This is a genomic window from Vibrio sp. IB15 (genome assembly GCF_016406055.1).
Taxonomy (GTDB): Bacteria; Pseudomonadota; Gammaproteobacteria; order Enterobacterales; family Vibrionaceae; genus Vibrio; species Vibrio chagasii.
This window is the reverse complement of the sequence record NZ_JAEFCE010000045.1, coordinates 1-23,246: the sequence shown is the minus strand read 5'-3', so window position 1 is coordinate 23,246 and position 23,246 is coordinate 1. Positions and strand designations below refer to the sequence as shown.

The 23,246-nt window shown below is 43.8% G+C and carries 20 protein-coding genes; 6 read left to right on the top strand and 14 right to left on the bottom strand.

Features of this window, described 5'->3' with window-relative positions; genetic code table 11:
• Nucleotides 1-77 precede the first annotated feature (77 nt).
• The gene (locus JC606_RS16285) at nt 78-671 is read right to left on the bottom strand and encodes a cysteine dioxygenase (RefSeq protein WP_102431495.1); all 594 of its coding nucleotides are present in this window, start codon (nt 669-671) and stop codon (nt 78-80) included.
• A gap of 373 nt (nt 672-1,044) precedes the next feature.
• On the opposite strand from JC606_RS16285, the gene JC606_RS16280 reads away from it, so the two are divergent.
• A complete protein-coding gene (locus JC606_RS16280; RefSeq protein ID WP_137408381.1) occupies nt 1,045-1,977 on the top strand; it encodes a LysR family transcriptional regulator in 933 nt (310 codons plus the stop codon).
• Nucleotides 1,977-2,360 (top strand): SMU1112c/YaeR family gloxylase I-like metalloprotein, encoded by a 384-nt coding sequence (gene gloA2, locus JC606_RS16275; RefSeq protein WP_137408380.1) that lies wholly within the window; start codon nt 1,977-1,979, stop codon nt 2,358-2,360. Before JC606_RS16280 ends, gloA2 begins: the two co-directional genes overlap by 1 nt.
• 127 nt (nt 2,361-2,487) lie before the next feature.
• Here the strand turns inward: gloA2 and JC606_RS16270 are convergent, their stop codons facing one another.
• From JC606_RS16270 to JC606_RS16255, 4 genes are all read right to left on the bottom strand, one after another.
• Nucleotides 2,488-4,023 (bottom strand): PepSY-associated TM helix domain-containing protein, encoded by a 1,536-nt coding sequence (locus tag JC606_RS16270; RefSeq protein WP_198778983.1) that lies wholly within the window; start codon nt 4,021-4,023, stop codon nt 2,488-2,490.
• 111 nt (nt 4,024-4,134) lie between these two features.
• Complete coding sequence (locus JC606_RS16265; RefSeq protein ID WP_198778982.1) at nt 4,135-4,485, bottom strand: hypothetical protein; 351 nt, start codon at nt 4,483-4,485, stop codon at nt 4,135-4,137.
• 302 nt (nt 4,486-4,787) lie between these two features.
• Entirely contained in the window at nt 4,788-5,183 is a 396-nt protein-coding gene (locus JC606_RS16260; RefSeq protein WP_198778981.1) for a cytochrome b562, read from the bottom strand.
• Between the two features lie 145 nt (nt 5,184-5,328).
• Entirely contained in the window at nt 5,329-6,075 is a 747-nt protein-coding gene (locus JC606_RS16255) for a phosphatase (RefSeq protein ID WP_198778980.1), read from the bottom strand.
• Nucleotides 6,076-6,387: 312 nt separating this feature from the next.
• On the opposite strand from JC606_RS16255, the gene JC606_RS16250 reads away from it, so the two are divergent.
• On the top strand, nt 6,388-9,402 hold the full coding sequence (locus tag JC606_RS16250) for an HD domain-containing phosphohydrolase (protein WP_198778979.1): 3,015 nt from the start codon (nt 6,388-6,390) through the stop codon (nt 9,400-9,402).
• Between the two features lie 17 nt (nt 9,403-9,419).
• Here the strand turns inward: JC606_RS16250 and JC606_RS16245 are convergent, their stop codons facing one another.
• The gene (locus tag JC606_RS16245) at nt 9,420-10,427 is read right to left on the bottom strand and encodes a DMT family transporter (RefSeq protein ID WP_004742434.1); all 1,008 of its coding nucleotides are present in this window, start codon (nt 10,425-10,427) and stop codon (nt 9,420-9,422) included.
• A 91-nt stretch (nt 10,428-10,518) separates the two neighbouring features.
• Here JC606_RS16245 and JC606_RS16240 point away from each other — a divergent pair, with 91 nt between their 5' ends.
• Both JC606_RS16240 and JC606_RS16235 read left to right on the top strand, forming a co-directional pair.
• Nucleotides 10,519-11,445 (top strand): LysR substrate-binding domain-containing protein, encoded by a 927-nt coding sequence (locus tag JC606_RS16240; RefSeq protein ID WP_198778978.1) that lies wholly within the window; start codon nt 10,519-10,521, stop codon nt 11,443-11,445.
• 45 nt (nt 11,446-11,490) lie between these two features.
• On the top strand, nt 11,491-11,811 hold the full coding sequence (locus JC606_RS16235; RefSeq protein ID WP_004730185.1) for a heavy metal-binding domain-containing protein: 321 nt from the start codon (nt 11,491-11,493) through the stop codon (nt 11,809-11,811).
• 147 nt (nt 11,812-11,958) lie between these two features.
• Here JC606_RS16235 and JC606_RS16230 read toward each other — a convergent pair whose 3' ends face one another.
• The gene (locus JC606_RS16230) at nt 11,959-13,215 is read right to left on the bottom strand and encodes a peptidoglycan DD-metalloendopeptidase family protein (RefSeq protein WP_198778977.1); all 1,257 of its coding nucleotides are present in this window, start codon (nt 13,213-13,215) and stop codon (nt 11,959-11,961) included.
• A 144-nt stretch (nt 13,216-13,359) separates the two neighbouring features.
• Complete coding sequence (locus JC606_RS16225; RefSeq protein WP_004742431.1) at nt 13,360-14,199, bottom strand: tetratricopeptide repeat protein; 840 nt, start codon at nt 14,197-14,199, stop codon at nt 13,360-13,362.
• A gap of 276 nt (nt 14,200-14,475) precedes the next feature.
• On the opposite strand from JC606_RS16225, the gene JC606_RS16220 reads away from it, so the two are divergent.
• Complete coding sequence (locus tag JC606_RS16220) at nt 14,476-14,991, top strand: cytochrome b (RefSeq protein ID WP_198778976.1); 516 nt, start codon at nt 14,476-14,478, stop codon at nt 14,989-14,991.
• An 83-nt stretch (nt 14,992-15,074) separates the two neighbouring features.
• Here the strand turns inward: JC606_RS16220 and JC606_RS16215 are convergent, their stop codons facing one another.
• The 6 genes from JC606_RS16215 to JC606_RS16190 form a co-directional block, all read right to left on the bottom strand.
• Nucleotides 15,075-15,509: a hypothetical protein gene (locus JC606_RS16215; protein ID WP_198778975.1), complete on the bottom strand. Its 435-nt coding sequence runs from the start codon at nt 15,507-15,509 to the stop codon at nt 15,075-15,077.
• Between the two features lie 47 nt (nt 15,510-15,556).
• Nucleotides 15,557-15,823, bottom strand: a complete 267-nt coding sequence (locus JC606_RS16210; RefSeq protein WP_171731831.1) for a hypothetical protein — start codon at nt 15,821-15,823, stop codon at nt 15,557-15,559.
• 586 nt (nt 15,824-16,409) lie between these two features.
• Nucleotides 16,410-18,194, bottom strand: a complete 1,785-nt coding sequence (locus JC606_RS16205) for an ABC transporter ATP-binding protein (protein WP_198778974.1) — start codon at nt 18,192-18,194, stop codon at nt 16,410-16,412.
• Nucleotides 18,188-19,951 (bottom strand): ABC transporter ATP-binding protein, encoded by a 1,764-nt coding sequence (locus JC606_RS16200; protein ID WP_198778973.1) that lies wholly within the window; start codon nt 19,949-19,951, stop codon nt 18,188-18,190. Before JC606_RS16200 ends, JC606_RS16205 begins: the two co-directional genes overlap by 7 nt.
• Nucleotides 19,952-20,180: 229 nt before the next feature.
• Nucleotides 20,181-20,696: a hypothetical protein gene (locus JC606_RS16195; RefSeq protein ID WP_198778972.1), complete on the bottom strand. Its 516-nt coding sequence runs from the start codon at nt 20,694-20,696 to the stop codon at nt 20,181-20,183.
• 13 nt (nt 20,697-20,709) lie between these two features.
• The gene (locus tag JC606_RS16190; protein ID WP_137409106.1) at nt 20,710-22,821 is read right to left on the bottom strand and encodes an LruC domain-containing protein; all 2,112 of its coding nucleotides are present in this window, start codon (nt 22,819-22,821) and stop codon (nt 20,710-20,712) included.
• Between the last annotated feature and the right edge of the window lie 425 nt (nt 22,822-23,246).

Here is a 23,246-nt window from a genome sequence, read left to right as displayed (position 1 = left end):
AAACGACAAACTTTCTACGCCTCCTTTTAGCCTTATCATGACCATTTAAGTAGAAAGTTGTCTCCGTTTAACGCACTTTAAATCTCGTAGGCCCAGCACTCTTGTTGTATGTCGAGCAGCTCCGGCTTACCGCTCTCTAGCTGATAGAGGTGGAATTGGCTTAAAGGGGGCGAATACACATGTAACGTAATGAGCGGTTCATCTCCAGCCTGTAGATTCGATATCTGATGGATATCATTATCTTTACTGACGGTCACACTGCCCTCTTGGAAATGAGTCGACTGAGAAGCAAAAATATGGCCATTAGCCGCCGTTTCAAACAAGGTTTCCGTTGCTTGCCCGTGTAAAATTTTTACGCCACAAGACGTATTCAAATGATCGTGTATTTTACTTCTTTGCCCATTTAGCCAACTCAAAATTAAAACTTCGCAGTGGTCATTCTTGAAAAGTCTTTGTCGGCAGTATGTTTCTTTATCAAAACTCGCCAACGACTTGATCTCTTCTTTACTCAGCTCGATGTTATCCAATATGAACCGAATGGAAGCCAGAGACATAGGTTTATTCGCCAGCTGTATTTGGTCCATAAACTCTTGGAAATTAAGCTCATAATCGTTATTAATTAACGCGGCTAACGCAGGAGATTGCGTTGGGGTAATATCAGTACGTTGCAAAATACTTACCTCTAACTATGTTTTGCTCTTCCGAACTCGAAGTTAAAAGTTCTCTTCGAACGATGAAATATAGCTGATTCGATTCAGCACAAGTTTGGAGGATATTAACACCGTTTAAATGAAATTTAACAAACAATCACAAGTATTTACATTGATATAACAAAAGCATCTAACAACCAATTGGAAGCAACGGAATTGCCATATTGACTTGAGATTTGAATAACTGAGTAATTTGAAATAGGAACAACAAAAGAACGGCTTCCATCACGGCTACTATTGCGCGTATCAATTGATGAAATTGATTCACAAGTCAGAAGAGATCAATCACAATCAAGGTTATGCTCACTGTTGAAATTAGTCTAACTGGATACTTATGATTAATCCCAAACTCATCGCCTTACTTCCTGATCTCGCCTCGTTCATCTTAGTGGTAAATGAAGGGAGTTTTACTGCGGCAGCAAAACAGCTAGGGGTGACACCTTCAGCGCTCAGTAAGCTGATTACACGTTTAGAGAAAGCACTGTCAGTCAAGCTATTCGAACGAACCACTCGTACGCTTATTATTACTCAGGCAGGCCAATTGGTTTACGACCAGAGCGTTGTCATGATTAACGCTGCACAGCAAGCGGTTGAATTGTCGACCTCTGATCACACAGAACCAGCAGGCTCCATAACAGTAGCGGCGCCTGAAGCTTTCTTAAACTCAGTGCTACAGCCTTTTGTTGTTCCATTTTTAAATCAGTATCCAGAAATCCAACTCAAGTTGAGAGCGGCCGATGGCGACATCGATATTTTACGTCAGGGCATCGACATCGCTTTCCGCCTAACCGATAAGCCCGACGAAAGCTTGGTTTTGAAAGAGCTTGGAAAGACAAACCTCGTGCTATGTGCGAGCCCCGACTATCTGAAAGCCAAAGGAGTTCCTAGCCACCCAACAGACCTTTCTGAACACGATTGTTTGTATCTTGCAGAGACAGACAAAGACCACATTTGGGACTTCCTTAAAGATGATGAGTTTCACACCGTTTCCGTCAGTGGTCGATACGCAGTGAACCACTCTCAAATGCGACTAAAAGGTGTGAAAGAAGGTTTGGGGATTGGCATCTTCCATGACTTTGTGATTCAAGATGCGTTAACAGAAGGTAGCGTTGTTCAAGTACTAAATGACTGGACCATCAAGAGTAACTACCACGGCGCCATCGCTATGCAGTTTGCACAAACCAAGTATATGCCCGCTCGCCTACGCGTGTTCATTGACTACGCGATGGAACACTTGGGTGAAAAGTTGGCAGGAGAAATAAACTGATGCTAAAAGGAATCCACCACGCCGCCATTATTTGCTCAGACTACAAAGCCTCAAAACGCTTTTACACTGAGATTTTAAAGCTAAAAATTATTGCAGAGAATTACCGAGCAGCGCGCCAGTCTTACAAACTTGACCTAGCACTCCCTAATGGTGCTCAAATAGAGTTGTTTAGTTTCCCTGATGCACCTGAAAGACCGAGCTTTCCAGAAGCTCAAGGATTGAGACACTTAGCCTTTTGTGTTGAGGACGTTCAACAAGTAAAAAGCTATTTAGAAGGACAAGGAATCGACGTTGAACCGATTCGAGTTGATGAGTTTACAGGGAAGTCATTCACGTTTTTCGCAGACCCAGACGGCCTGCCGCTAGAGCTTTATCAAATATAGAGCTTTATCAAAAATAGAGCTTTATCAAAAATAGGCTGTATCAAATCTAAACTTTCTTGAAAAATCAGCTTCCCGCCAGAATAAAAAACGGACCTTCTCAAGCCGAAAAAGTCCGTTTTTGGTTCAATTAGCTCAACGCCGTTTTGAACTTCTCAACACGTGAGAACAGTAGCCAATCCAATATCATGGCCGTCACAATCGTTGCTCCTGCGAGAGGGAATAGTACTGAAATCAGCACAACACTCACCAAACCAGCTTTCCATAAGCCAGCATCACCAAACTTAGGTGGCGCGCCAAGCTTACGTTGGCCTGACGGTCTGCGCATCCACCACATCACACCGCCAGTCACTGACACAACGATGAACGCCAAGCAGAACAAGGCATTTAAAAGCTTGTTGATAATACTTATATCACCTTGGTGCAGAGAGATACCGACCGCTAATGTCTTGGCGATAAAGTTATAATCTTGCCAGGTCACTTCACCAAGGATACGACCTGAATACTGGTCGAGGTGCGTGGTACGATCTTGAGTGGGATCGATGATATCTCCGCCCATCGTGTTTGCTGTCACTGTGTAAACACCCGTCTCAGAACGTGGGAAATTCACCTTGTACTGCGTGAAGCCAAGAGCTCGTGCTTTCTCAATGACATCATCAATGGCAAAGCTACTCACAGACATGACATGCATAGAGTGGTCATCACCCATCTTAGAATGATCATGAGGTTCGGACGCCTCTTCCACATGATGAACGTGTTCTGCTGGCTTATCTTGAGACAACGGCAGTGGTGTCTGTTCCAGATTCCATGGCAGTTCTTCTTCTGAGCCATGGTTAAGCGATGCGTGTGTCTTATCAGACAGCGGAATATCATCCCACATTTGAGCAGGGAAAGTGCTCCATGCTTGGACGAGCTTACCGCCCCAGAAACCTGTCCACGCCAAACCAGACAGGATAAAGAGCAGCAGAATAAGAGATAGCGTGCCACCTATGTTCGCATGCAGATCACGCATCAGTACTCGTGGGCCAGATGACACTCTCAGCTTAAGAAAGCCTGCACGGCTCGCATTGTCTCTTGGCAACCATAGGTAAATGCCACTGATAAGCAACAGAATCGACAAGCTGATCGCAACTTCAATCAGATAGTCACCCCAATCGCCAATCAATAACGTGCCGTGGATGTCGTTTGCTAACTGGTACAGGCTGTCACTGCGTGGTACTTCACCGACAACTTCACCCGTATATTGATTCACAGTTGCAAAAACAGATATGCCATCTTCCAGAGAAACTGAAAATCGGTTCGCCAAATCAGGCGCTTTGCTTGGGACAAACTGTGTCACTGAGCCTTGTGGATATTGCTTTTGGACTGCCGCTAACTGCTGCGAAACCTTGATTGGTTCACCAGATGCCGTAATTTCAATCGCCTCTTGATGGAAAGCCAGTTCGATCTCATCGTCAAACAACATCACTAAGCCAGTAATACTTAGCATCAGCATAAATGGGATAACGAACAGCCCAGCATAGAAATGCCAGCGCCAGGTGAGAAAGTAGAGGGTTTTATTGCGCTCTTTGCTTTTAATATCGTTTTTCGAACTGCTTGTTGCACTGCTTGTAGACTGCGAAGTCGCTTGTGCCTTCACAGTAGTTTGAGATTCATTTCTCAACATTATTATTTCCTTTGACATGCGCAAACGAACCTTCTGAAAAATCAGAAAGTCGCTAAGGCATGTTTAACTTTACTTAATACTATATTTTTTAATTATTTTAATGAGTGAGGTTTAAGCAGTAACAAAGGGAGGGCCACGGGGGGCTTGTCTCGAATAGCGTTCGCTTAGAGCCAAAAAAGCGTAGCTGTCTGAGACAATAAAACTCAGTCGAGTTGTGAGTAGTGTAGTTGGAAGTTCATCTTGGTGGAATGTGGAAAAATGGCTAAACGGACACGGCTTACCTTTATGAGTATTCGGTTCACCCTCTTCGATTTGAACCAGTTCAAAGCCATTGACCGTACACAACGACGCCCACACTCCCGCACTGTTACCATGAGAATTGATAACAGGCATTAATGTCACTAAAGCCCAGCTTAACGCTGTAGCAAGTAACATAGAGAGGTTGAACGAGGTTCGGCGCATTATTCCAAATCTTTATAAATTTTCCTTATTATGAGGCACTTGTTATATAGGTAAACGTAAAGATTAACATCAGGTTAAAAAGTTGAAGCCAACGCACACTCTTTTTAGTTAAAAACTGGTTACGCGAATAGAACATAACCCATATTATTCATGTACGTGCACATCTCCCGGCTAAAAAGCCACCAATAAAAAACGCCGCCTACATTTTCCAACAAAGGGAAATATAGGCGGCGTTTTAGAAATCGAATCTTGAGGTTTGGCTTTGTTAACTGTTAAGCAAGCAAACGCTCCTGATTAATCCATTAACCGAAGATCTTGCTCCAGATACTTGGGTTACGCTTGTCGTGGTACTCTTCACGAAGGCCATCAATCGTGCGCAGCTCTTGTTTTGCTGCCTCGAAATCACCTTGGTCTAGCTTCTGTTCAATGCTATCGATCGATAGACTGATCTTCTTGAAGCCTTCCATGAAGTTTTCTTCTTTCTCTACTGGGTACACACCCGTTTTTAGCTCTGCCACTAGCGTATCTAAACGAACGATAGGTTTTTGCATCTCTTCAATGCTTTGAGCTTCTGCCGCTTGTTTGAATGCAAGCTTCATTTCTTGCATGTTTTTCTTAAGGTCAACGTTAGCAAATGCATTGCCAGACATTACTGCTGCAGCGATTAGGCCAGATAAAAGGATTGGGCGAGTTTTCATTGTTTCTCCAAGTGAAACTGTGACTTTGAAGATAGCGCCATCATTATTGCAGCGCTTCGACTTTATTATTTTCCGGCTAGTGTATACAAAAATCCGTCAGGCACAAAAATTGATTGTGTCGAAATGTAAACCCGCCGACATTCTCTTAAACAAGCGCCGAGTATTCTGGGATCTCGTTGCGACCACGTAACGCAAGAAACGATAAGAACTGCTGCGGTGAATGGGTAATCACCTTATTCGAGTCAATGCCAACCTCATCAAGCAACGCAGACACAAGATCCAAGCCACCAACATCATTACAAAAATGCGCATCACTACCCGAAGTGATAAATGCCCCTTTTGCTTTTGCTATTCTCGCGATCTCGTAGCAGCGGTCGACACTACCCACGCGGCTATTGCCTTTCAGGGTCGTGTTATTTATCTCGATAGCGACATTATGCTCTACCGCACATTGAATGACGGCTTCAAAGTCGAAATCAAAATTAGGATTACCCAAATGACCGAGTGCATCGACTCGGCCACCTTTGATGACATTCAAGAGAGCTTCAGTATGAGCTGCAGAATCTGACGGACGGAATACAGGCTCATGAAAGCTCGCAATCACCCAATCTAAGTTCTTATCAACACTTGGGTGTATATCGATTTCACCCTGAGTGTTCATAATGTTTGATTCAACGCCGCGAATAATCGCAACGCCTTGGATAAAGCGAGGAAGTACACGCTGATTGCTAAAAAACCAGTAGTGTGGCGCGCCCGGCATTGACTCTGAATGGTCAGTGGTACAGAACATAGCAAGGCCGTTTTGTTTTGCCGATTTAGCGTTTTCAATCAATGTACTATAGGCATGGCCACTGGCGTATGTATGGGTGTGAGTGTCTACCTTTAATTCCATAAATCAATGCCCTCTATTGATATCTAAACTTTTCAGAAAATAAACCTAAAGCCTCAACTTGGAAGCGAGTGCCTTATGGTATCAATAGAGCCAGTTTATCAGCACAAAGTGACAATTAGCACCTTAACCTAACGCTTTCTTATAACTAATTGCCCAGCAGTTACAGGACAGACTGTCACCTCTACCTTCACGCAACATTCTATCGGTCGGCTTCATTATCATAGCGACAGGCTAACCTGGTAATTGAGCCAATTTTTTGCAACCTACCCAAGTTCGTCAATACTTAAACCAGTTCACACGCTGGAGTGTTAGATGAGACGAAGACGTTATCCGCTGAGTATCCACATCACTAGCCTTTTCCTAATTTTGACAACATTTGTCGGCGCAGTTTTGATATCTATAAGCTATCGGCACTCTCAAGAGTTGCTATTAGGAACCGTTCGCGAGGTAAGTAATGAGCACCGTGACAAGCTAGAGTCGGTGTTCAAGCAAGCAATAGCGCCTGTCATCACCACTTTGAACGTGATGGCTGTCAGTCCGTTTGTTAATCAACAAAGCTCCTCTATCGAGAAGGAGTCTTGGCTAGCGTCGGTTGATATTATCTTCAAACAGAATACTAATTTAGTTGCGCTCTTCTATGGCTCGGAGGATGGTGACTTTAGAATTTTCCGGCCCTTAAGTACAAATAAGCAAAGAGCCGAAAACAACGCTCCTGCTAAGGCGACCATGATGGTCAGCAGCACCAATTTGGATGGCGAGAACTTTATAACTTTCCTCGATGGCGCACACCAAGTAATCAGCACGGTGCAAAGCGAGAGTAAATTCAACCCAACGACTCGTACTTGGTATCGCAATGCAAAACCAGATGGATCAATACACCTATCCGAGCCCTATCTTTTTTATTTCCTGAAAACCAATGGCATTACGCTTTCTAGGCGTTCAGCTGATGGTAAACATGTGGTGGGTGCTGACTTCACGCTGAGTTCACTCTCTTCTCAGATCAGTGAGCTGGCTTATTCTCCCCAAACTAGACTGGCTCTATTTGACCAACACTTTAACCTTCTTGGTCAGCATCAACTGGATTTAACGACCTCTAACCTCACCTTCCAAGCTAACCATGACAATACTAATAATGTAACTGGTGCAGGAAAACTCTCTGGTAGTGAGCAGGAGCAGAACTTTTTCAACATCCCCAAACGAGAGCAAATGGAAGCGTTAAAATCTTCAGTATTGGGGCCGCTAATCTCAGATGAGGAAAAGTTTAACCTCAATCTCAAAAACGTCGAGTACAACCTGAACACATGGGCACTGACCTTAACTCCGGTTGAGCTCACCCAAAACGTGACCCTCTATTTGGCAGAAGCAACACCCCATAATGAGCTACTTTCTGATCTCATTTCGATGCGTGACAAACAGGTCGCCGTCGCGATTGGGATGTTGTTTATCTGCTTTGGTATCGTATGGTTGGTTGCTAATCGTCTATCCCAACCACTCAATACCTTGATGCAGCTTACCGATAACATCGCTCGGTTCGATTTCCGTCGTACCCATTATCCGAAGAGCATGATTAAAGAGGTCGCAAACCTCGCCCACTCCATTGAATTGATGGAACACACACTTCATGACCTGATCAACTTACTTCGGGACACGGCAGGGAATCAGGAGTTCTCGATACTTGCCAAGAACATCGCTCACCAAAGCTATTTGATAACCAAAGCCGAAACCATAGTGCTGTTTACTCAATCAGAAGAGAAAGATGTATTTGATACCGCCGCCAACCTAGCGATCATTCCCTTTAAAGCAGACATCAATGACTTCATCAAACACACACCTTGGTTACTGTGCAAACTCAAGTCAGGAGAGACTATCCACCTAAATCGAGAAGACAATGTGCTCAACTACTATCAAGACTCTATCTTCAACTCAGACCTGTACTTGTTCCCATTATTGAACCGCGAAAAGCTGTTGGTTGGTATTGTGGCGATTGGCTATGAAAGACCGATTACCAAAGCTCAAGCAGATAAACACGCCTTTTTAAGAGAGTTATTGAGCTTCGCGGAAATAGCCAAAGACAACATCGACCAAATGCAGCAGCAGAAAGACATGCTCAACGCCTTTATTGAGCTGATAGCCTCTGCGATAGATACCAAATCCCCATACACTGGCGGTCACTGCCAACGAGTACCTGAGCTGACCAAATGGTTAACCCAAGCGACTATCGATGACGACCGTTATTACCCTCAGTTCTCTCTGGACAACAAACAGTGGGAAGAATTGATGTTAGCTGCGTGGTTGCATGACTGCGGGAAAGTCACCACCCCAGAGTATGTGGTAGACAAAGCAACCAAACTTGAGACCATTTACGACCGAATCCACGAAGTTCGCATGCGATTTGAGTTACTCAAACAGCAAGCTGAAACCGACTATTGGAAAGCGATGGCGAACGGTGAACTTCAGGAAGTGCAGCTACAGATCCTCGAGCAAACTCTATCAACACTCGATGAAGAGTTTGCCTTCGTTGCGCAGTGCAATTTAGGCGGAGAATCAATGACAGAAGCACAACTCGAACGATTGGACCAAATTGCCAAACGTCAATGGAAACGAACGTTAGACGATCAGCTTGGAATATCTTGGGCTGAAAAAGAGAGATACGAGTCGTGGCAGAAATCGTCGCAATCTGCCGACGCTAAACCAGATCACAGTGAACAGACCTTACCAGTGATGGAACCACTCCTTGCGGACAAACCAGAGCACAAGATCCCATGGGATAATGGCTTTAACCCAGCAGAATTGTGGCAAGAAGAGTTCGTTCTTAAGCCGGGAGAAGTCAAATACGACCAAGGCGAACTGCATAATTTGAAGGTCAATCGTGGCACTCTCAACGAAGAAGAACGCTTCATGATTAATGACCACATCATTCAAACCTTCACCATGTTAAACAAACTCCCTTACCCACCTTACCTACAAAATATTCCTGAAATCGCCAGTGGCCATCATGAACGCATCGATGGTAAGGGCTACCCTCGAGGGTTAAACGAAGACCAGTTACCTCTACCGTCGAGAGCCATGGCAATTGCAGATGTGTTTGAAGCCCTAACTTCGAGCGATCGTCCGTATAAAAAAGGCAAGCTGCTCAGTGAATCGCTCAATATCATGACCGACATGGCCACCAGCGGTCATATCGATCCCAAACTCTATTTACTGTTTCTAGAAAACAAAATCTACGACAAATACGCCGAGCAATTCCTTGAACCAAACCAACGATGCGAGGTTGATGAAACGAAACATATCGATAAAGTAAAAGAGTACATACGCTCACTTTTTTAAACCGTTTCTGACAACGTTTAACGCTTAACTATTGCTTGTAGATCGAGCACAGAATCCGCTTTTGAGGTGCTCACAGGCGTCGCTTTTCGGGAGTTACTATGCTTTTTCGCTAACAAGGTGTTTGTGATGCTCGCAGCGACAATCAGATTAATACCGACCAACTGCTGAGTAGAAAATACATCATCAAAAAACACACCTTGCCACAGTGCACTAAACAACATGTTGGTGAAAATTAACGGAGCCAGTTGAGAACCACTTTCTGTAAGCTTGTAAGCCTTTGAACGGAAGATCTGTGTATTAACAGTACATAACGCCAATCCAAATGCACCTATTCCAATCCAGCCGATTTGGTCAATCGTCTTTAAAGTATTAAGAATACTTGAGTCTGCTTGCACTCCAGAAGTGCCTTTTATTGAGGTGAATACCAACATTGGGATAACCAATATTGCCGCAACCAAAAATGTCCAAGCATTGAGCTCTGCAGGCGTGAGACTGGTTTTAGAAGCGCGATACAAACTCACTTGTGACGCTGAGTTGAATACTCCAGCCAACAAACCGAGCAGCAATTCAGGTCTCAAGAACTCAGAGCCAAATTTAAACTGCGACCAATCTCCTGCCATCATCACAACACCAACAAAGGTTACCGCTAAACAAAATATGGTTGTTGTATGAATCTTGGTCCCAAACATTAATTTTTCTAACAAAGGAATGAATAGCGGCCCAGTACTAAACAGCACCACACCTTCCACAAGCGTTAAAGTTTGTAACGACGTAAGAAAACACCACTGACATGCCACCATGAATATCGCCCGCATGACCAATGGCTTCCACATACTTCCTGCCGGCCTGCTGATTTTAGAGAAGATAAGAAATAAGAATAAGAGCAAACTAGGTAAGAAAAAACGCATGAAGCTTAGTAATGAAATAGGCATCGCTTCCGATAGATACTTCGCCACTAAACCGCTTAAAGACAAACTGAATGTAGACAACAACATGAAAGTCGTCGCCTTGGTAATATCAGACATAATTATCACCTCCTATGCTGTCTATTTTAGAAGCGTGACGTCATTAAAAATAGCGAGTAATATTAACCATAACTGTAAGGAAAACTTACCAATGAAAAAGCTCGTTCCGCTTAAATCCGTTTACGCTTTCATTGCTGTCGCAGAGACAGGCAGCATGACCGATGCCGCTCGTGTATTGTATGTCAGCCACTCTGCGGTAAGCCAAGCCATCAAGTCCTTAGAACAGCAGGTCAATAAGCCTCTATTTCAGCGAGTAGGTCGTCGTGTTGTTCTAAATGCCGCAGGTAAACGCTACTATCGCAAAGTTGCTCCCGCACTGGAGCAAGTGATAGAAGCCACTGAAGAGCTAGCAAAGACGCCCAATGACCATCGCATCACCCTCAATATGGTGAATTCGCTTGCAATGCACTGGTGGATCCCCCGCGTTCCCGACTTTCAAGCTTTCGCTCCCTCACTTGATATTCGTATTTCAACACTCACGGGTCCTTTCGATATTGAACAAGAAGGGGTTGATATTGCCCTTGTGCATGGCAAGTCCAATGAGTGGGAGCAGTACTACAGCGAAAAACTGGGCGATGATGATCTGGTGTTGGTGTGTAGCCCTGCGCTCCTCAAAAGTAATGAGAATTTAAGCGTCAAAAAGCTTGTTGAGCAAAACTCCACGATTGGTGTCTTTAACCCAAGGCGAAAACACGACTGGCAAGTGTGGTGTGATCATTACCAAATCCCGATGCCAAATTTTCACAGCAACCTAACGTTTGATGTGTCGATTCAAGCGGTACAAGCCGCGATTCGTTCACTAGGTGTATTAGTCACCCATCGCTTGTTTGTAAAAGATGACATTAGCCACGGCATGCTGGTTGAGCTTGGTGCCCCCGTTGCTAACCCACATCAAGATTTCTATTTTGTTTGCCCAAAAAACAAGTTAAAACAAGAAAGTGTGCTACAACTGAGAACATGGTTAAGACATGAATTTGCCAATTCAGACATGACACTTAGCGATACAACACAAGATTAGAATAACGACAACGTCCACTAGAACCGTTACTTACAAGAGGCCATTATGATCATTACCACCACACAATCTGTCGAAGGCAAACGCATTGTCGACTACAAAGGAGTTATTGCCGGAGAAGCTATCTTAGGGGTGAACGTATTCAAGGATATGTTTTCTGGCATTCGTGATTTTGTTGGTGGGCGCTCTGGCACCTACGAAAAGGAACTCGAAAAAGCCCGTAACTATGCATTCAAAGAGCTGGAACAGAAAGCCATTGAAGCTGGTGCAAATGCAGTGGTCGGTGTCGATATTGATTACGAAGTACTTGGAACAGGTAACGGCATGCTAATGGTGTCTGCCAGTGGCACAGCGGTAGTTGTTGCTTAACTAATTGCAGGTTGATTCTGAGCCCGGCTAACCACCAAACCTCGCAGCCCGGAAACCAATGATGTGATTCTCAATAAAACGCCCCTTAGCTAAATTGCTAGCTAAGGGGCGTTTTTGTATGCGTTGCCAAGTTCGGTTTAAATATCTCTAGCTCGCGCGTTCTGCGGGCTCAGAGATCATGGCATCAAAAGAGGCAATTCGAGCCAAAAACTCTTTTCTATCTTTTGGCATAATCGAGCTCGCCATCGGTAAATTCGCCTTCATCGCATCAACAGCTCGACCACGAACCAACACCTCAAAGTGCAAGTGAGGGCCAGTAATACGACCAGTCGCACCCGATAGCGCAATTTTTTGGCCTCGCTTAATTTGTTGCCCTTTCTTAACTAAGAAGCGGCTCAAGTGAAGATAACGCGTGGTGTATACGCTGTTGTGTTCAATCACCAAGTATTTACCGGCATAAGGGTGGTCACGAAGCGCTACAACCCGGCCGTCACCCGTTGAATATACCGGAGCGCCCACTGGCGTCGCAAAGTCAGTACCATTGTGCGGCGAGATTCGGCCTGTCACAGGGTGTCTTCGTTTCGGGTTGAACGATGAGGTAATTCTTCGGAACTTTCTGTCGACAGGGTATCTATCGAAGGCTTGTTCTAGGCTATTGCCTTCTCTATCGTAGAAGAGACCATCAGGCGCCAAAAACGCTGCTACTTCTCGGTTTCTTAATTGAATGGAGATGCCTTGAACTTCTGTTTTTCCCGTTAAGTGGTTGTCTGTGTACTGCTCTTTTACCAGTACATTAAAGCTGTCACCGGCTCTAAGCTCACGAGCGAAGTTAACTTTATCTTTCAGCGTACGAGTAATATTGGCAATCTGAGCTGTTGTAAGCCCAACTTTGTATGCCGATGTTGAAAAGCTACCATGAACACTGCCCGCGTAGAGTTTTTCTTTCCATTCGCCTGGTATCTCGTGGAATTTATAGGTGAAGCTCCCATCATCATTTCGAGTAAAGGCAGCTTGCTCAACCAGACTTTCGTGGAACACCAACTCAACAAGCTGTTTGGAGTCACTATCTAAAAGCAACTCTAAGTGGTCACCGGGTTTTATGGTATCGAGTTTCAAGGATTCAAGATCCGCTTCCATTACTTTATGAACCGTTTCATAAGGCAGATTCCACGATTCGAATATGTTACTCAGTGTGTCCCCTACTTTTACAAAGTAGTGAATTTTGATCAATGAGCTCGAATTAGCTTGTGGGTGCGCCTGTTCCTCACCGTCCATGTGTAGTTCTTGATAAGGCGTTACTTTTATTGAAACTTCTTTTTCCGGCTCCGGATGGAAAGAGAGCAATGCGGCAAGTGAAAATGCACTGATAGCGACAAAAATCAGGCTAATGCGGAGGTACTTCATAAATTACTTAGCAGTTATAACAAGGAACTTAAAAGTGTTATAACATAACAATCAATTCAAAAAAACAAACGAAAGTTAAGAAACCGTTCTTTATAAAGCATAAAAGTATGGTGGGCTTAAGAAACCCACCATACCATCAAACATTTATTCTTCACGAAGCGCCTCAAAACGCTCTAAGCCTCGAAGCATTTCGAAGTCTGGCTCTTCAGCCAACAACTCTCGCATTGAGCCACTGGCTTCGACAGATCGCTCTAGGTCGTCAATAGCTTGTCCTTCTGCCCCTAACCTTGCGTAAGCACAAGCTCGTTGATACAAGGCGTGTGCATTCTGGTCATCCACCTCTAACACACGATTACATAAGCTCATCGCCCAATGGTATTCCTGAATCTCCATCGCTGCGTCTGCTTTGTATGTCAATGCTTCCAAGTCCCCAGGACGAACCTTCAAAATCTCATCATAGATTTCAATTTTCTGTTCCGCGGTTTGAGCATTCTGCGCCCTCAACCATAGATTGTGGATCTCATTGATGATTTCGATTTCTCGGTTGTTCTCTGAAATGATTCTTGTTTTACGCTTCAAGTCTCTCTCAAGCACGTTGAACTTTTTCTCATACTCTTGAGCGATAGTATTGAGTCGTTGATCTGCCATCTCTTTGGTGGTGTGTTTTAGCTCTTTGAGCGACTGCCAACCCACTAAGGCGATTAAAGACGCCACGCCTGCAATAATGTAGAAGAAATAGGTAACGGTGACATTGGCATAATTGAGTGACTTATCCGCCACAGCCAGCTCACGATCCGTCATCTGAATGGTGAGACGCCTTTCAAGATCCTGCTGCTCGATTCTCAGTTGTTTTAACTCATCAAGGATATAGCGTTCCATCAATGGTCTATCCAAATACTCTTTCTCAGAGTACTTAACTTCTTCGCTTGCAAAACTCATTGTGCTGAACACTGAGATAACTGCAATCAATAAGATTCGAAGCATTATACATTCCTTATATATTTATCTTTAACCTAACTGTATCTCGTAATAGGCATACAAGCTAGGAAGTGGGCAAGTTTGCCTTATCCATATTGGAATTAACACTCTAAAACATCATTGATAATTATAAAACACCTGAAGCAACATCATTAATTTCTAAATTATAAAAATACCAAGTAATACTGTTCTATATAATTAATTCGCGATGCGAATATAGAGTCATTTGATTTATTGCATCGAGATGAAACTTATATTAATAACGATCAGAGCGAGGTTAATTTGAATAATCCAAGATACGATTTAGTAAGCCGTGTACTGCACTGGGTAATGGCTTCAGTAATCATTTATGCCACAATCGCTGGTTATGTGATGCACTATGTTACCAGTCATCCAGAGCTGTTTTCATTCTTATCAGTGCTTAACATGTCATTGGCGACCGTTGCGACACCATTGCTCGTGGTTCGTTATATCTGGAGTCACTTTCGCTCTTCTCCAACCATGCCAACATCAATACCAGAGAGGCAAAAGTGTGTGGCTAAGCTTGCTCACTCTTTAATGTACCTCGCCATGTTTATGGTGTTCAGTACAGGCTATTTGATGCTGGAACAACCTTACCCATTATTCTGGTTAACCACTGTCGAAAACCTAATTACCAACCCAGCAATCAACAGCTTCTTCTTTTATTTACATCGTGCCAGTTGTATTGCCCTAGCTTGTTTAATTGTTTTACACATCAGTGCAGCACTTAAACACCACTTCGTCTCTAAGAACTATGTATTAAAAATGATGATTTAAATAATACTGTGAGACTTTGGGCTTAAATCGCGGCTAACAAAAAAGCCATAGCACTTCTGCTATGGCTTTCTTTTTCGGCGTGATTATTTGGATTGGTTATCCAGCATCACTTGCCAGTATTCACATTTAGCAAGAAACTCTTTTAGGTAGAGTTCTGGGTTAGCTAGCTTTTCGCCACCCTTAACATCCGCACCAGTCACTCGCCAAAAACTGCGAGTCACTAAGTTTCTATGATAAATAAAATCGTTAAGTTCGTTTTTTTTCAGCGGTAGTTGTTCACCGAACGCCTGCTCATACAAGCTGAGTGTAGCCTCTTGGTGACTCCCCTTCTCTCTCAAAAAAGTCTCTGAGTCTAAACCTAGCTCTTTCTGAGCATCTTTCGACAAGGTTTTTGCTAATTTAGAGATCACATTAAACAGCGCCAACTCTACTTTTTGGGACGCTAGTAACGATACACCCAAAAGTGCATGTTCATTGGAGATCTGTTGCTCTGTTGCTGAAACGGTAGCTGTTGTCACTGTGTTAACCTCAAATTGTCATAACGGATATTATTGAGCGTTTCTGATTACGCACTTTTGCTAAGCTGAGCTCGTTCAGCGTCAACGATGATAAAGCCAGCTGCATCTTCACTTTTCTCTACTTGCACTAGACCTTTGAAGCCAATTTGCGACAGTTTCTTCGCAAGATGCTCAGGTGCGGTTTCAAAAACCACCGACATGAAAGGTAAATGCTCTGCGGAAACAAAGCCATGTTCGTTAAACAGGTCCATTGCGTGAGATAAATGGTCTGAGTCGGTTAATTCAATGATTTCTACAACTTCTTCCAACAACATTTTCGATTCCATATTCGCCAGAAAGTGACTGACACAAGCACGTAAGTTTGCTCGCATACATCCCGATGCCTTAAGACACCCCTTAAGTAGTAGGGAGATGATAACATATTAATGATCGTAAAATATGTATATTTTCAGCGACTCATTTACCGAAAATCACAACTAACTTCCCTACACTCCTTACGCTACTCAGGTAGTTAACTAGAATTTATACCCTGTAGTCCTCAAGGTTAATCCGTGCTTGCAATGGGCGCATTGAGCTTGGCGGTGTTGGAGATAGAAAGCTTTTCCATCATCACAACAAAATAGAGGATCAAGCTAAAATCGGTATTTTTCATGCTCTACTAAAACTATAGAGTTATGTTATTACTCACATCTCGATAGTCCTTTACTGAGAATGAAAGCGTATCCTAATATTATCGTTTGTTACCTATACAGAATCTATATCACTCACATCAATCTTTGGTGTGAGGCGAGTTATATCGGCTATAAACAAAAGTTATGCTCAACTCAAAACAATAAGCCCCAGTGCGATGACTGGGGCTTATTGGAACGCTGGCAACAAATAAATCGATTGTATTCGAGCCTAGGCTTCAGCTGCCTTTGGCTCATTGGTTTCCACTATCGACTCTTTCAATAAGCCGGCGTAAATACCGTTGTGCGCCACTAACTGCTGGTGATTACCCTTTTCAACGATCTCACCTTTTTCCAACACGAGTATGGTGTCTGAGTGACGTACCGTGCTCAGGCGGTGAGCAATTGCAATCACGGTTTTCTCTTTAAACAGACGCTGCATCGCTTTTTGAATGAGATCCTCGGTAATCGAATCTACCGAGCTGGTTGCCTCATCCAACATCATAAGTTGTCCACCTTGAGCAACAGCTCTTGCAAACGAGATAAGCTGAGTCTGCCCTACCGATAGGTTCGCTCCACTCTTATCTAGTTGGAAGTCATACCCTTGAGGCAGCTGTTCAATAAACTTATCGGCATAAACATAACGCGCCGCCTGCTCAATCTCGGCAATTGATAGATGCTCTTTACCTAGTGCTATATTGAACGCAATCGTCTCTTCAAATAAATGCACATCTTGCATCATCATCGAGAACAAATGTGCCGAGTCTTCACTAGAGATCTGCGACAGCTCAATGCCATTCAGCAGTATGCTGCCTTCATAGTCTTGGTAGGTTTTCGAGATCAAACGCAGAATCGTTGACTTACCTGAGCCTGTAGAGCCCACCAGTGCGATTTGATGCCCTTTCTCCAATACAAACGAGACATTCTTTAGAACGTACGGAGCATCATCTTTGTAGCGGAAGCTTACGTTCTTAAACTCGAGGCTTTCAAACTGCTCTAACGGTTTAGCAACCTTCTCTGATGGCAGCAGGTTGCGCCCCTCTTCTTCGGTCGGTTCAACAAACAGCTCTTCGATATGGTCGAACGCGGCAAATGAGCTCTGAATCGAAGCAATCTGTGAGGTGAAGTCTCGAATCGGTACGAACACTTTTTCTAAGGTGTTGATGAACGCAATCAGCACACCCAAGGTGAGCACCCCTTCTATCACTTGCTCAGAACCGTACCAAATCATTACCGCGATGGTGATGGATGTAATACCAGAAATGAATGAGAACAGAATAGCGTCGTATTTATTGATCTTTTTCTGCGCTCTCAAAAACTCGTCGGTATAGCCTTGGTAACGTTGTTCGACTTGCTCTTCTGCTCGGTACATCTGTACGGTTTTCATACCAAACAGCACTTCTTGCAAGAAGCCAATACCTTGAGCCAGTGACGAACGAGTCACCTTATACAGAGCACGAAGTCGATTTCGAACATGTACAGTCAGATACATGACCGGAGGCATGATGATCAATACGATCAGCGTCAGCTTCCAATCAATTAAGAACATCATGACCAACAGCGCAATGGTGTTAATGCTGTCTTTTACCAAACCGACAACCGACTGAACAAACGTCTCACCGATGGTTTCTAAATCACTGGTTAGACGCGAGAGCGTGACACCGATTGGTGTATTGTCAAAGTAGCTGCGTGGCAATTTCAAAACACGAGCAAACAGAACTGAGCGCATGTCAGTAATCGTGTATTGACCTGTTTTACGTAGGTTATATGCGTAAGTGGTATCCACTACATAACTGACGATTAGTACAGCAACGAGGTAGAAAACGTATTCTAACAGCCCGTCCATATCACCATGACTCAACTGAACGTCGATCACTTGAATAATCAACCAAGGGAACAACAAGCTTGTGATGACAGAAAGCGGAAGCATCGCAATGCCCAAAATCGCCGAGCCTTTGTATTTCTTAGCAAACTTAAAGAAATGCTTGAGGTACTTGAGGTCAACACCTTTTAACATGCTGCTGCCTCCGTTTCATTTTGCTGTAGTAGCCATGTCTCGTAGTAGTAATCGCAAGTTTTCATTAGGGTTTTATGGTCGCCCTTAGCAATCACTTTGCCTTCATTCAACACGATAACTTCATCCATGTATTCAAGTGCATTAACACGATGTGAGACAACAAGAACCGACTGATTTTCCAATCGCTTAAATAGGCCTTCTAAGATTTTTCTCTCAGTCTCGTAGTCAACGGCAGACAGAACGTTATCCATAATGATGAGATCGGTTGGTTGTAATAGAGCACGAGCAATGCTCAGGCGCTGTTTTTGCCCCCCTGACAACATGATGCCCTTCTCACCGACTAAAGTTTGGTCGCCCTGCTCAAAGCGCGTCACATCACTGGCTAGTTGGCTAAGCTCTAACACTTCATCAACCTGGCTTTTTGCTAGCTCGGTATCGGCGCTACCAAAACGAATATTCGCTTCAACAGTGGCTGAAAACAAATACGGGTCTTGGGTGACCGTTTTAACGTAACGACGTAAATCGCTACGCGAGAAGCTAGTGATATCTCTCTCACCAAGCAGTACTGAACCTTGTGGAGTGTCTAAGTGATGGTTCAAACAGTTCGCCAACGTCGTTTTTCCCGCACCGATACCACCTAACACACCGACTTTCTTCCCCGCGGGAATATCAAAACTGATGTCATCTAGAATCAGACGTTCCTCGCCCGGATAGCTAAAGCTAAGGTTACGAACGGAGAACGTTTTTCCTTTTAAGGAATCCACATCGAGCTCAGACAGTTTCTGCTCATCCAACTCTGGTATCTTGGCATTAAGAATAGTTTGTGCGCTTTGAATACCGACCATGCCACGCTGATAAATCGTCGCGATTCGTCCTAATTGCATAAGCGGCATGGCGAGCAAAACTGAGTAAGTTAGGAATGCAGTGATTTCACCTAGGGTCAGTTCCTGTCTCATCAACATAAAACCACCGAGACCTAGAATAATAATTTTCATCAGGTCATTGGCGTAATCGAGAACCGGCATAAAGAAGACTTGGATACGTGTGATTTTAAGGCGGCATTCAAGTAACAACTGATTCAGTTTCTCAGTCTCCTCTTTTACCCAGGGTGACATCTGCTGGCTTTTAATCAGATCAATCCCAGACAGATAACTCATCAGTTGCGCAGACAAGTTTTGAAGGCGCTTCATATGCTCTAGATGGAGCGTTTTCATGCGCTTAAAGCCAACTCGGAAAATCACGAAAGCGATTGAAATCGGAATGATCGAATACAGGGTTAGTTCTGGCGATATACGCCACATGTATAGCGGCGTTAGCGATAGAGCGAGCAACGCATTAAAGAATTGCAGAAAGCCAACACCAAACATCAAACGAATACCACTTAGGTCATTGTTAATGATTGAGATTAAACGGCCAGAAGCAAAGCGCTCGTGAAAGCTGTTTGGCAAGCGATTCAGTTTTTGTAGAAGAGTGGTCTTAAGTGAAGCTTCTGTAATTCGCCCGGGGTTAAGCGCGTAAATGCGAGACAGAATCCTAACAACGACCATAGCAACCGACATACCAACAACGATCCACACATAGGACTGCAACTGTTGATGTCCACTTGAAGAGGCGTCATCAATCAGATCTATTGCCAATTGAATATAACGAGGGATTTCTACTTGTAACCAGTTAACGAGAAAAATGAACACAACCGCAAGTAAGTACGAGGTGCGATTCATGCGCAAGTAATGGGCAATAAACTGTCTTTTATTCATAACGTTCTTTGTTGAGGGCAGACATAAAGCGACATAGTGATACTCTTTAATTAGGGTTGTATCACGATGGTAAAGATACACCAAAAATACTTAGTTGACAATATCAACCACATTCCATTATTCGTCAGTCCTATTCATTTTTTGTATTGCAGAAACAACTTTGCCGCCAATATGGCGGCAAAGATATTAATGGTTCGAATATGAAGCGCTAACTAACACTCATACCATGTTAGAGAATCACATCGACTTGGTCATTTTCTATGCTATATGAGTTTCTCACCTCGCTACCCAATGCTGATGGGTACCACACTTCGACCCAAACTTTATCAACATGGTTGGGCAACAATAGCGTTGTTGAAAAGTCAGTGTCTTCATTAATAGGCATTCTTAACACTTGTGAGGTGTAGTCGACAACGTCCCCATCAAACTCAGTGTACAAGCTCATAAAGCCCCGCGAACTTTGTGAACTTGCGACATCGACCGTCACAGCGACTTCCCTCTCAGTTGAGAAACCAAAGCCTTCCGGTATGGTCAGCTCAACCGATCTCAACACTTGTGCCGCAGGCGCGACGCTAGACGTCACTGTGTTATTGCCAGCAGATGACGTGTTGCCTGATGAGGAATCATCCGCTGGTGGGACAGAGCTTGGAGCTGATGTGGTAGAGCCACCACCACCGCCGCCTCCGCCACACGCTGCAAGGAAGACAAGAGTCACACTACTTAGCATTAGTTTTGATAGTTTCATAAATCCTCCTTGATTAATCTTCAGTAGACCAAGTTTTGTCTGAGTTAGGGTTTAGATACCAAGTCGGTTTAGAAGAACCGCCAGACGTCGCCCATTCTGCAAAGTCTGGGAACGCTTCACTGATATCAATGTACTCGGATGGGTGATTCCAAGGAGATGAAATTAAGATACCCCAAGGCATGTTCTGCGTAGTTCTGTAGTATTTTCCACTATCTGGATCTGAATCATCTTGTGCCACACCGTAAAAGTCGCTTACTAACGTACCACGTGACGTTGGTGGAAGATCCGCTGTGTGAATTTCAAGATCTTTACCCGGAGAGCCAGTAAAGCTAGAGCCATGGTAATACCCTTCACCCGGACCGAAGATGAATGGGTCGAAACCACTTAATGGCAGAAGTGAACTCACCGTTGGTTGATCGTCATCGTTAAACGGTAGTGAGATGCTAAACGTCATTTGGTCAGACTCAAGAGACGGATTACAAGATGGGTTGGTACGGTGGAACATACACTCGTCGTTAATAGGGATATCATTTTTTAAGTTCAACGAAGCGACAACAACAAGGTCACCTCCTGGTGATGCAACCGATTTGTCTTCGCCCGTAAACGGTGAGATATTCACACGAGTTGCGCCGTTTTTCTGCACTCTGGCGGTCTGCAAGTCGACATCCGACTCATCAAAGCCACTCAATTTCCAACCTAAGCCGTTACCATAAGAGGCACCGTAGGCCATGATGCTACCGCTGATATCCATACGCAATACAGCATCGTCTTTACTCAGAATGGTGGTTCGGTAATAAACGACAACATCGTTTAAATCGAAGTCACCAACTTCAGGCCAGTTATCTTCGAACGCTGCAGTGTAGTAGTTAGAGTGTTGAATTGTGGTTCCCGGATCAGTCACGTTGAACACGTAATCCTCGACTTCCCCGTCACCAACGTAACCATCACTTGGGATGTTAGGGCTGCTCGCTAGACGGAAACGTGTTTGTACAGTCCCCACACTCGCATCATCAGCCACTCGAATTGGAACCACTTGGCCCCCTTCAACAACCGAATGGTTTTTCAAGATTTGTTCATCATCATCGAAAGTACCACTCAAGTCCCAGTCAGCCCAAGCTTGTAGGTAACCATTACCCACAACGTTAACGTTGATGAGACTATCCAACCCAATTTCTAAGTTAGTAAGTAGCGTAATACCGTCGTCATCATTCCCGTCAACATCCAAGTCATCACCGTTTGATAAGGCGCCCGGTTGTCCGTCAGAATCAGCATCGATATTAGCCCCGAGATAGAGCGTTGAAGAAACAGCATGCTCCGCACCGTTGCTTGCTTGTAATGTTCCATAGGTATCCGGCGCATCGCCGAAATCAGACTCATTGGAACTCTCTATCGGATTCGTAAAACCACTTAAATCCCAGTTACCATCAAACGCTGAAAAGATTGGGTTAGGGAAGCCACTGCCACTCGTTGTAACAGTTTCAAACTGAAGGGTAACAATAGAGGTATTTTTGTAGGTAAACTTAACCGCACCTGACGTATCAGTTTCAGAATAATTGGTGCCTGGTCCGGTGAAGAGAACTGAATTGCCATCAGCACTCTCTTCAGCAGTCAAGCTGGCACTCGCACTACCTAGCTGGTAACTGTAAAAACCTTCACTTTTAAATACTCGAACTTGCTCTGACTGAACGGGCTCACCATCAATGTCATAGCCAATCATTTCAAATTCAGGAATGGTGTAAGGAACAGAGAACGTACCTGAGAGACCGTCAGTACCATCAAAAAATTCGAACGTATAAATCAGCCCCGCAGAACCAGCAGAATTAGTTTGGTAGAGAAAACCAATATCACCTGACGGTTGTGTTGCGCCTACTTTGTAATTGGGTGCATGAAACAAAAATGTCGCATCACCAAATACGCTACTGGATACCTTTGCATCTATGGTTTTTCCATCGTGTGTACCGACATTTAGAAAATGCATAGAGGCGCCATCGTAGGTCGGCCCTGCCCAACTGCTACTGCCATTTGTTGATTCTATGTGATTTGAAAAATCCAAGTCCACTATGGTTGCGTGGACCGGGACACTAACTATTGCTCCGATGAGATAAATAATTTGCTTGTATTTCATAGTTAACCTCGACTTCTTCTTCGCTTAGGCGATTTCCTTGAAAAGTACGTAAACTTTGAACGGCAAAGCTAAATAAATGTGTCCCTAAAATCTGATGCTACGAGACAAAGGATGTCTACTTTTTTATTTTGGCGCCGACAAAACGAGTTGCATAAGTAGGTTAAGCAAGAGTGAAGCCAAGTTTTTTTAAACTTAGAAAACAAATCTAACATCATGAAAGTATTAATTTATTTACCTACATTCTCCTTAGGTTCTAGACCCAATAAACACTAACTTCAAAATAGGAATCAATTTGATGAATGAAGTAACTCAATTTGACAGCTTGTCATAGATAGGAGTGAGAGAAGTAGATTCCAAGCGAATAAAGATGTAATCAAAACGAGTGCAATCCTGTTCACTAGCTTTGGTTTCATGGTGGTGATTCC

Excerpts from the sequence above, each read along its gene's own strand:
- JC606_RS16190 (WP_137409106.1), bottom strand. The coding sequence starts at position 22,821 with ATGAAATACAAGCAAATTATTTATCTCATCGGAGCAATAGTTAGTGTC.
- JC606_RS16235 (WP_004730185.1), top strand. The coding sequence starts at position 11,491 with ATGATCATTACCACCACACAATCTGTCGAAGGCAAACGCATTGTCGAC.
- JC606_RS16205 (WP_198778974.1), bottom strand. The coding sequence starts at position 18,194 with ATGTTAAAAGGTGTTGACCTCAAGTACCTCAAGCATTTCTTTAAGTTT.
- JC606_RS16265 (WP_198778982.1), bottom strand. The coding sequence starts at position 4,485 with ATGCGCCGAACCTCGTTCAACCTCTCTATGTTACTTGCTACAGCGTTA.
- gloA2 (WP_137408380.1), top strand. The coding sequence starts at position 1,977 with ATGCTAAAAGGAATCCACCACGCCGCCATTATTTGCTCAGACTACAAA.
- JC606_RS16250 (WP_198778979.1), top strand. The coding sequence starts at position 6,388 with ATGAGACGAAGACGTTATCCGCTGAGTATCCACATCACTAGCCTTTTC.
- JC606_RS16200 (WP_198778973.1), bottom strand. The coding sequence starts at position 19,951 with ATGAATAAAAGACAGTTTATTGCCCATTACTTGCGCATGAATCGCACC.
- JC606_RS16255 (WP_198778980.1), bottom strand. The coding sequence starts at position 6,075 with ATGGAATTAAAGGTAGACACTCACACCCATACATACGCCAGTGGCCAT.
- JC606_RS16225 (WP_004742431.1), bottom strand. The coding sequence starts at position 14,199 with ATGCTTCGAATCTTATTGATTGCAGTTATCTCAGTGTTCAGCACAATG.
- JC606_RS16270 (WP_198778983.1), bottom strand. The coding sequence starts at position 4,023 with ATGTTGAGAAATGAATCTCAAACTACTGTGAAGGCACAAGCGACTTCG.
- JC606_RS16260 (WP_198778981.1), bottom strand. The coding sequence starts at position 5,183 with ATGAAAACTCGCCCAATCCTTTTATCTGGCCTAATCGCTGCAGCAGTA.
- JC606_RS16230 (WP_198778977.1), bottom strand. The coding sequence starts at position 13,215 with ATGAAGTACCTCCGCATTAGCCTGATTTTTGTCGCTATCAGTGCATTT.
- JC606_RS16245 (WP_004742434.1), bottom strand. The coding sequence starts at position 10,427 with ATGTCTGATATTACCAAGGCGACGACTTTCATGTTGTTGTCTACATTC.
- JC606_RS16195 (WP_198778972.1), bottom strand. The coding sequence starts at position 20,696 with ATGAAACTATCAAAACTAATGCTAAGTAGTGTGACTCTTGTCTTCCTT.
- JC606_RS16240 (WP_198778978.1), top strand. The coding sequence starts at position 10,519 with ATGAAAAAGCTCGTTCCGCTTAAATCCGTTTACGCTTTCATTGCTGTC.
- JC606_RS16280 (WP_137408381.1), top strand. The coding sequence starts at position 1,045 with ATGATTAATCCCAAACTCATCGCCTTACTTCCTGATCTCGCCTCGTTC.
- JC606_RS16210 (WP_171731831.1), bottom strand. The coding sequence starts at position 15,823 with ATGTTGTTGGAAGAAGTTGTAGAAATCATTGAATTAACCGACTCAGAC.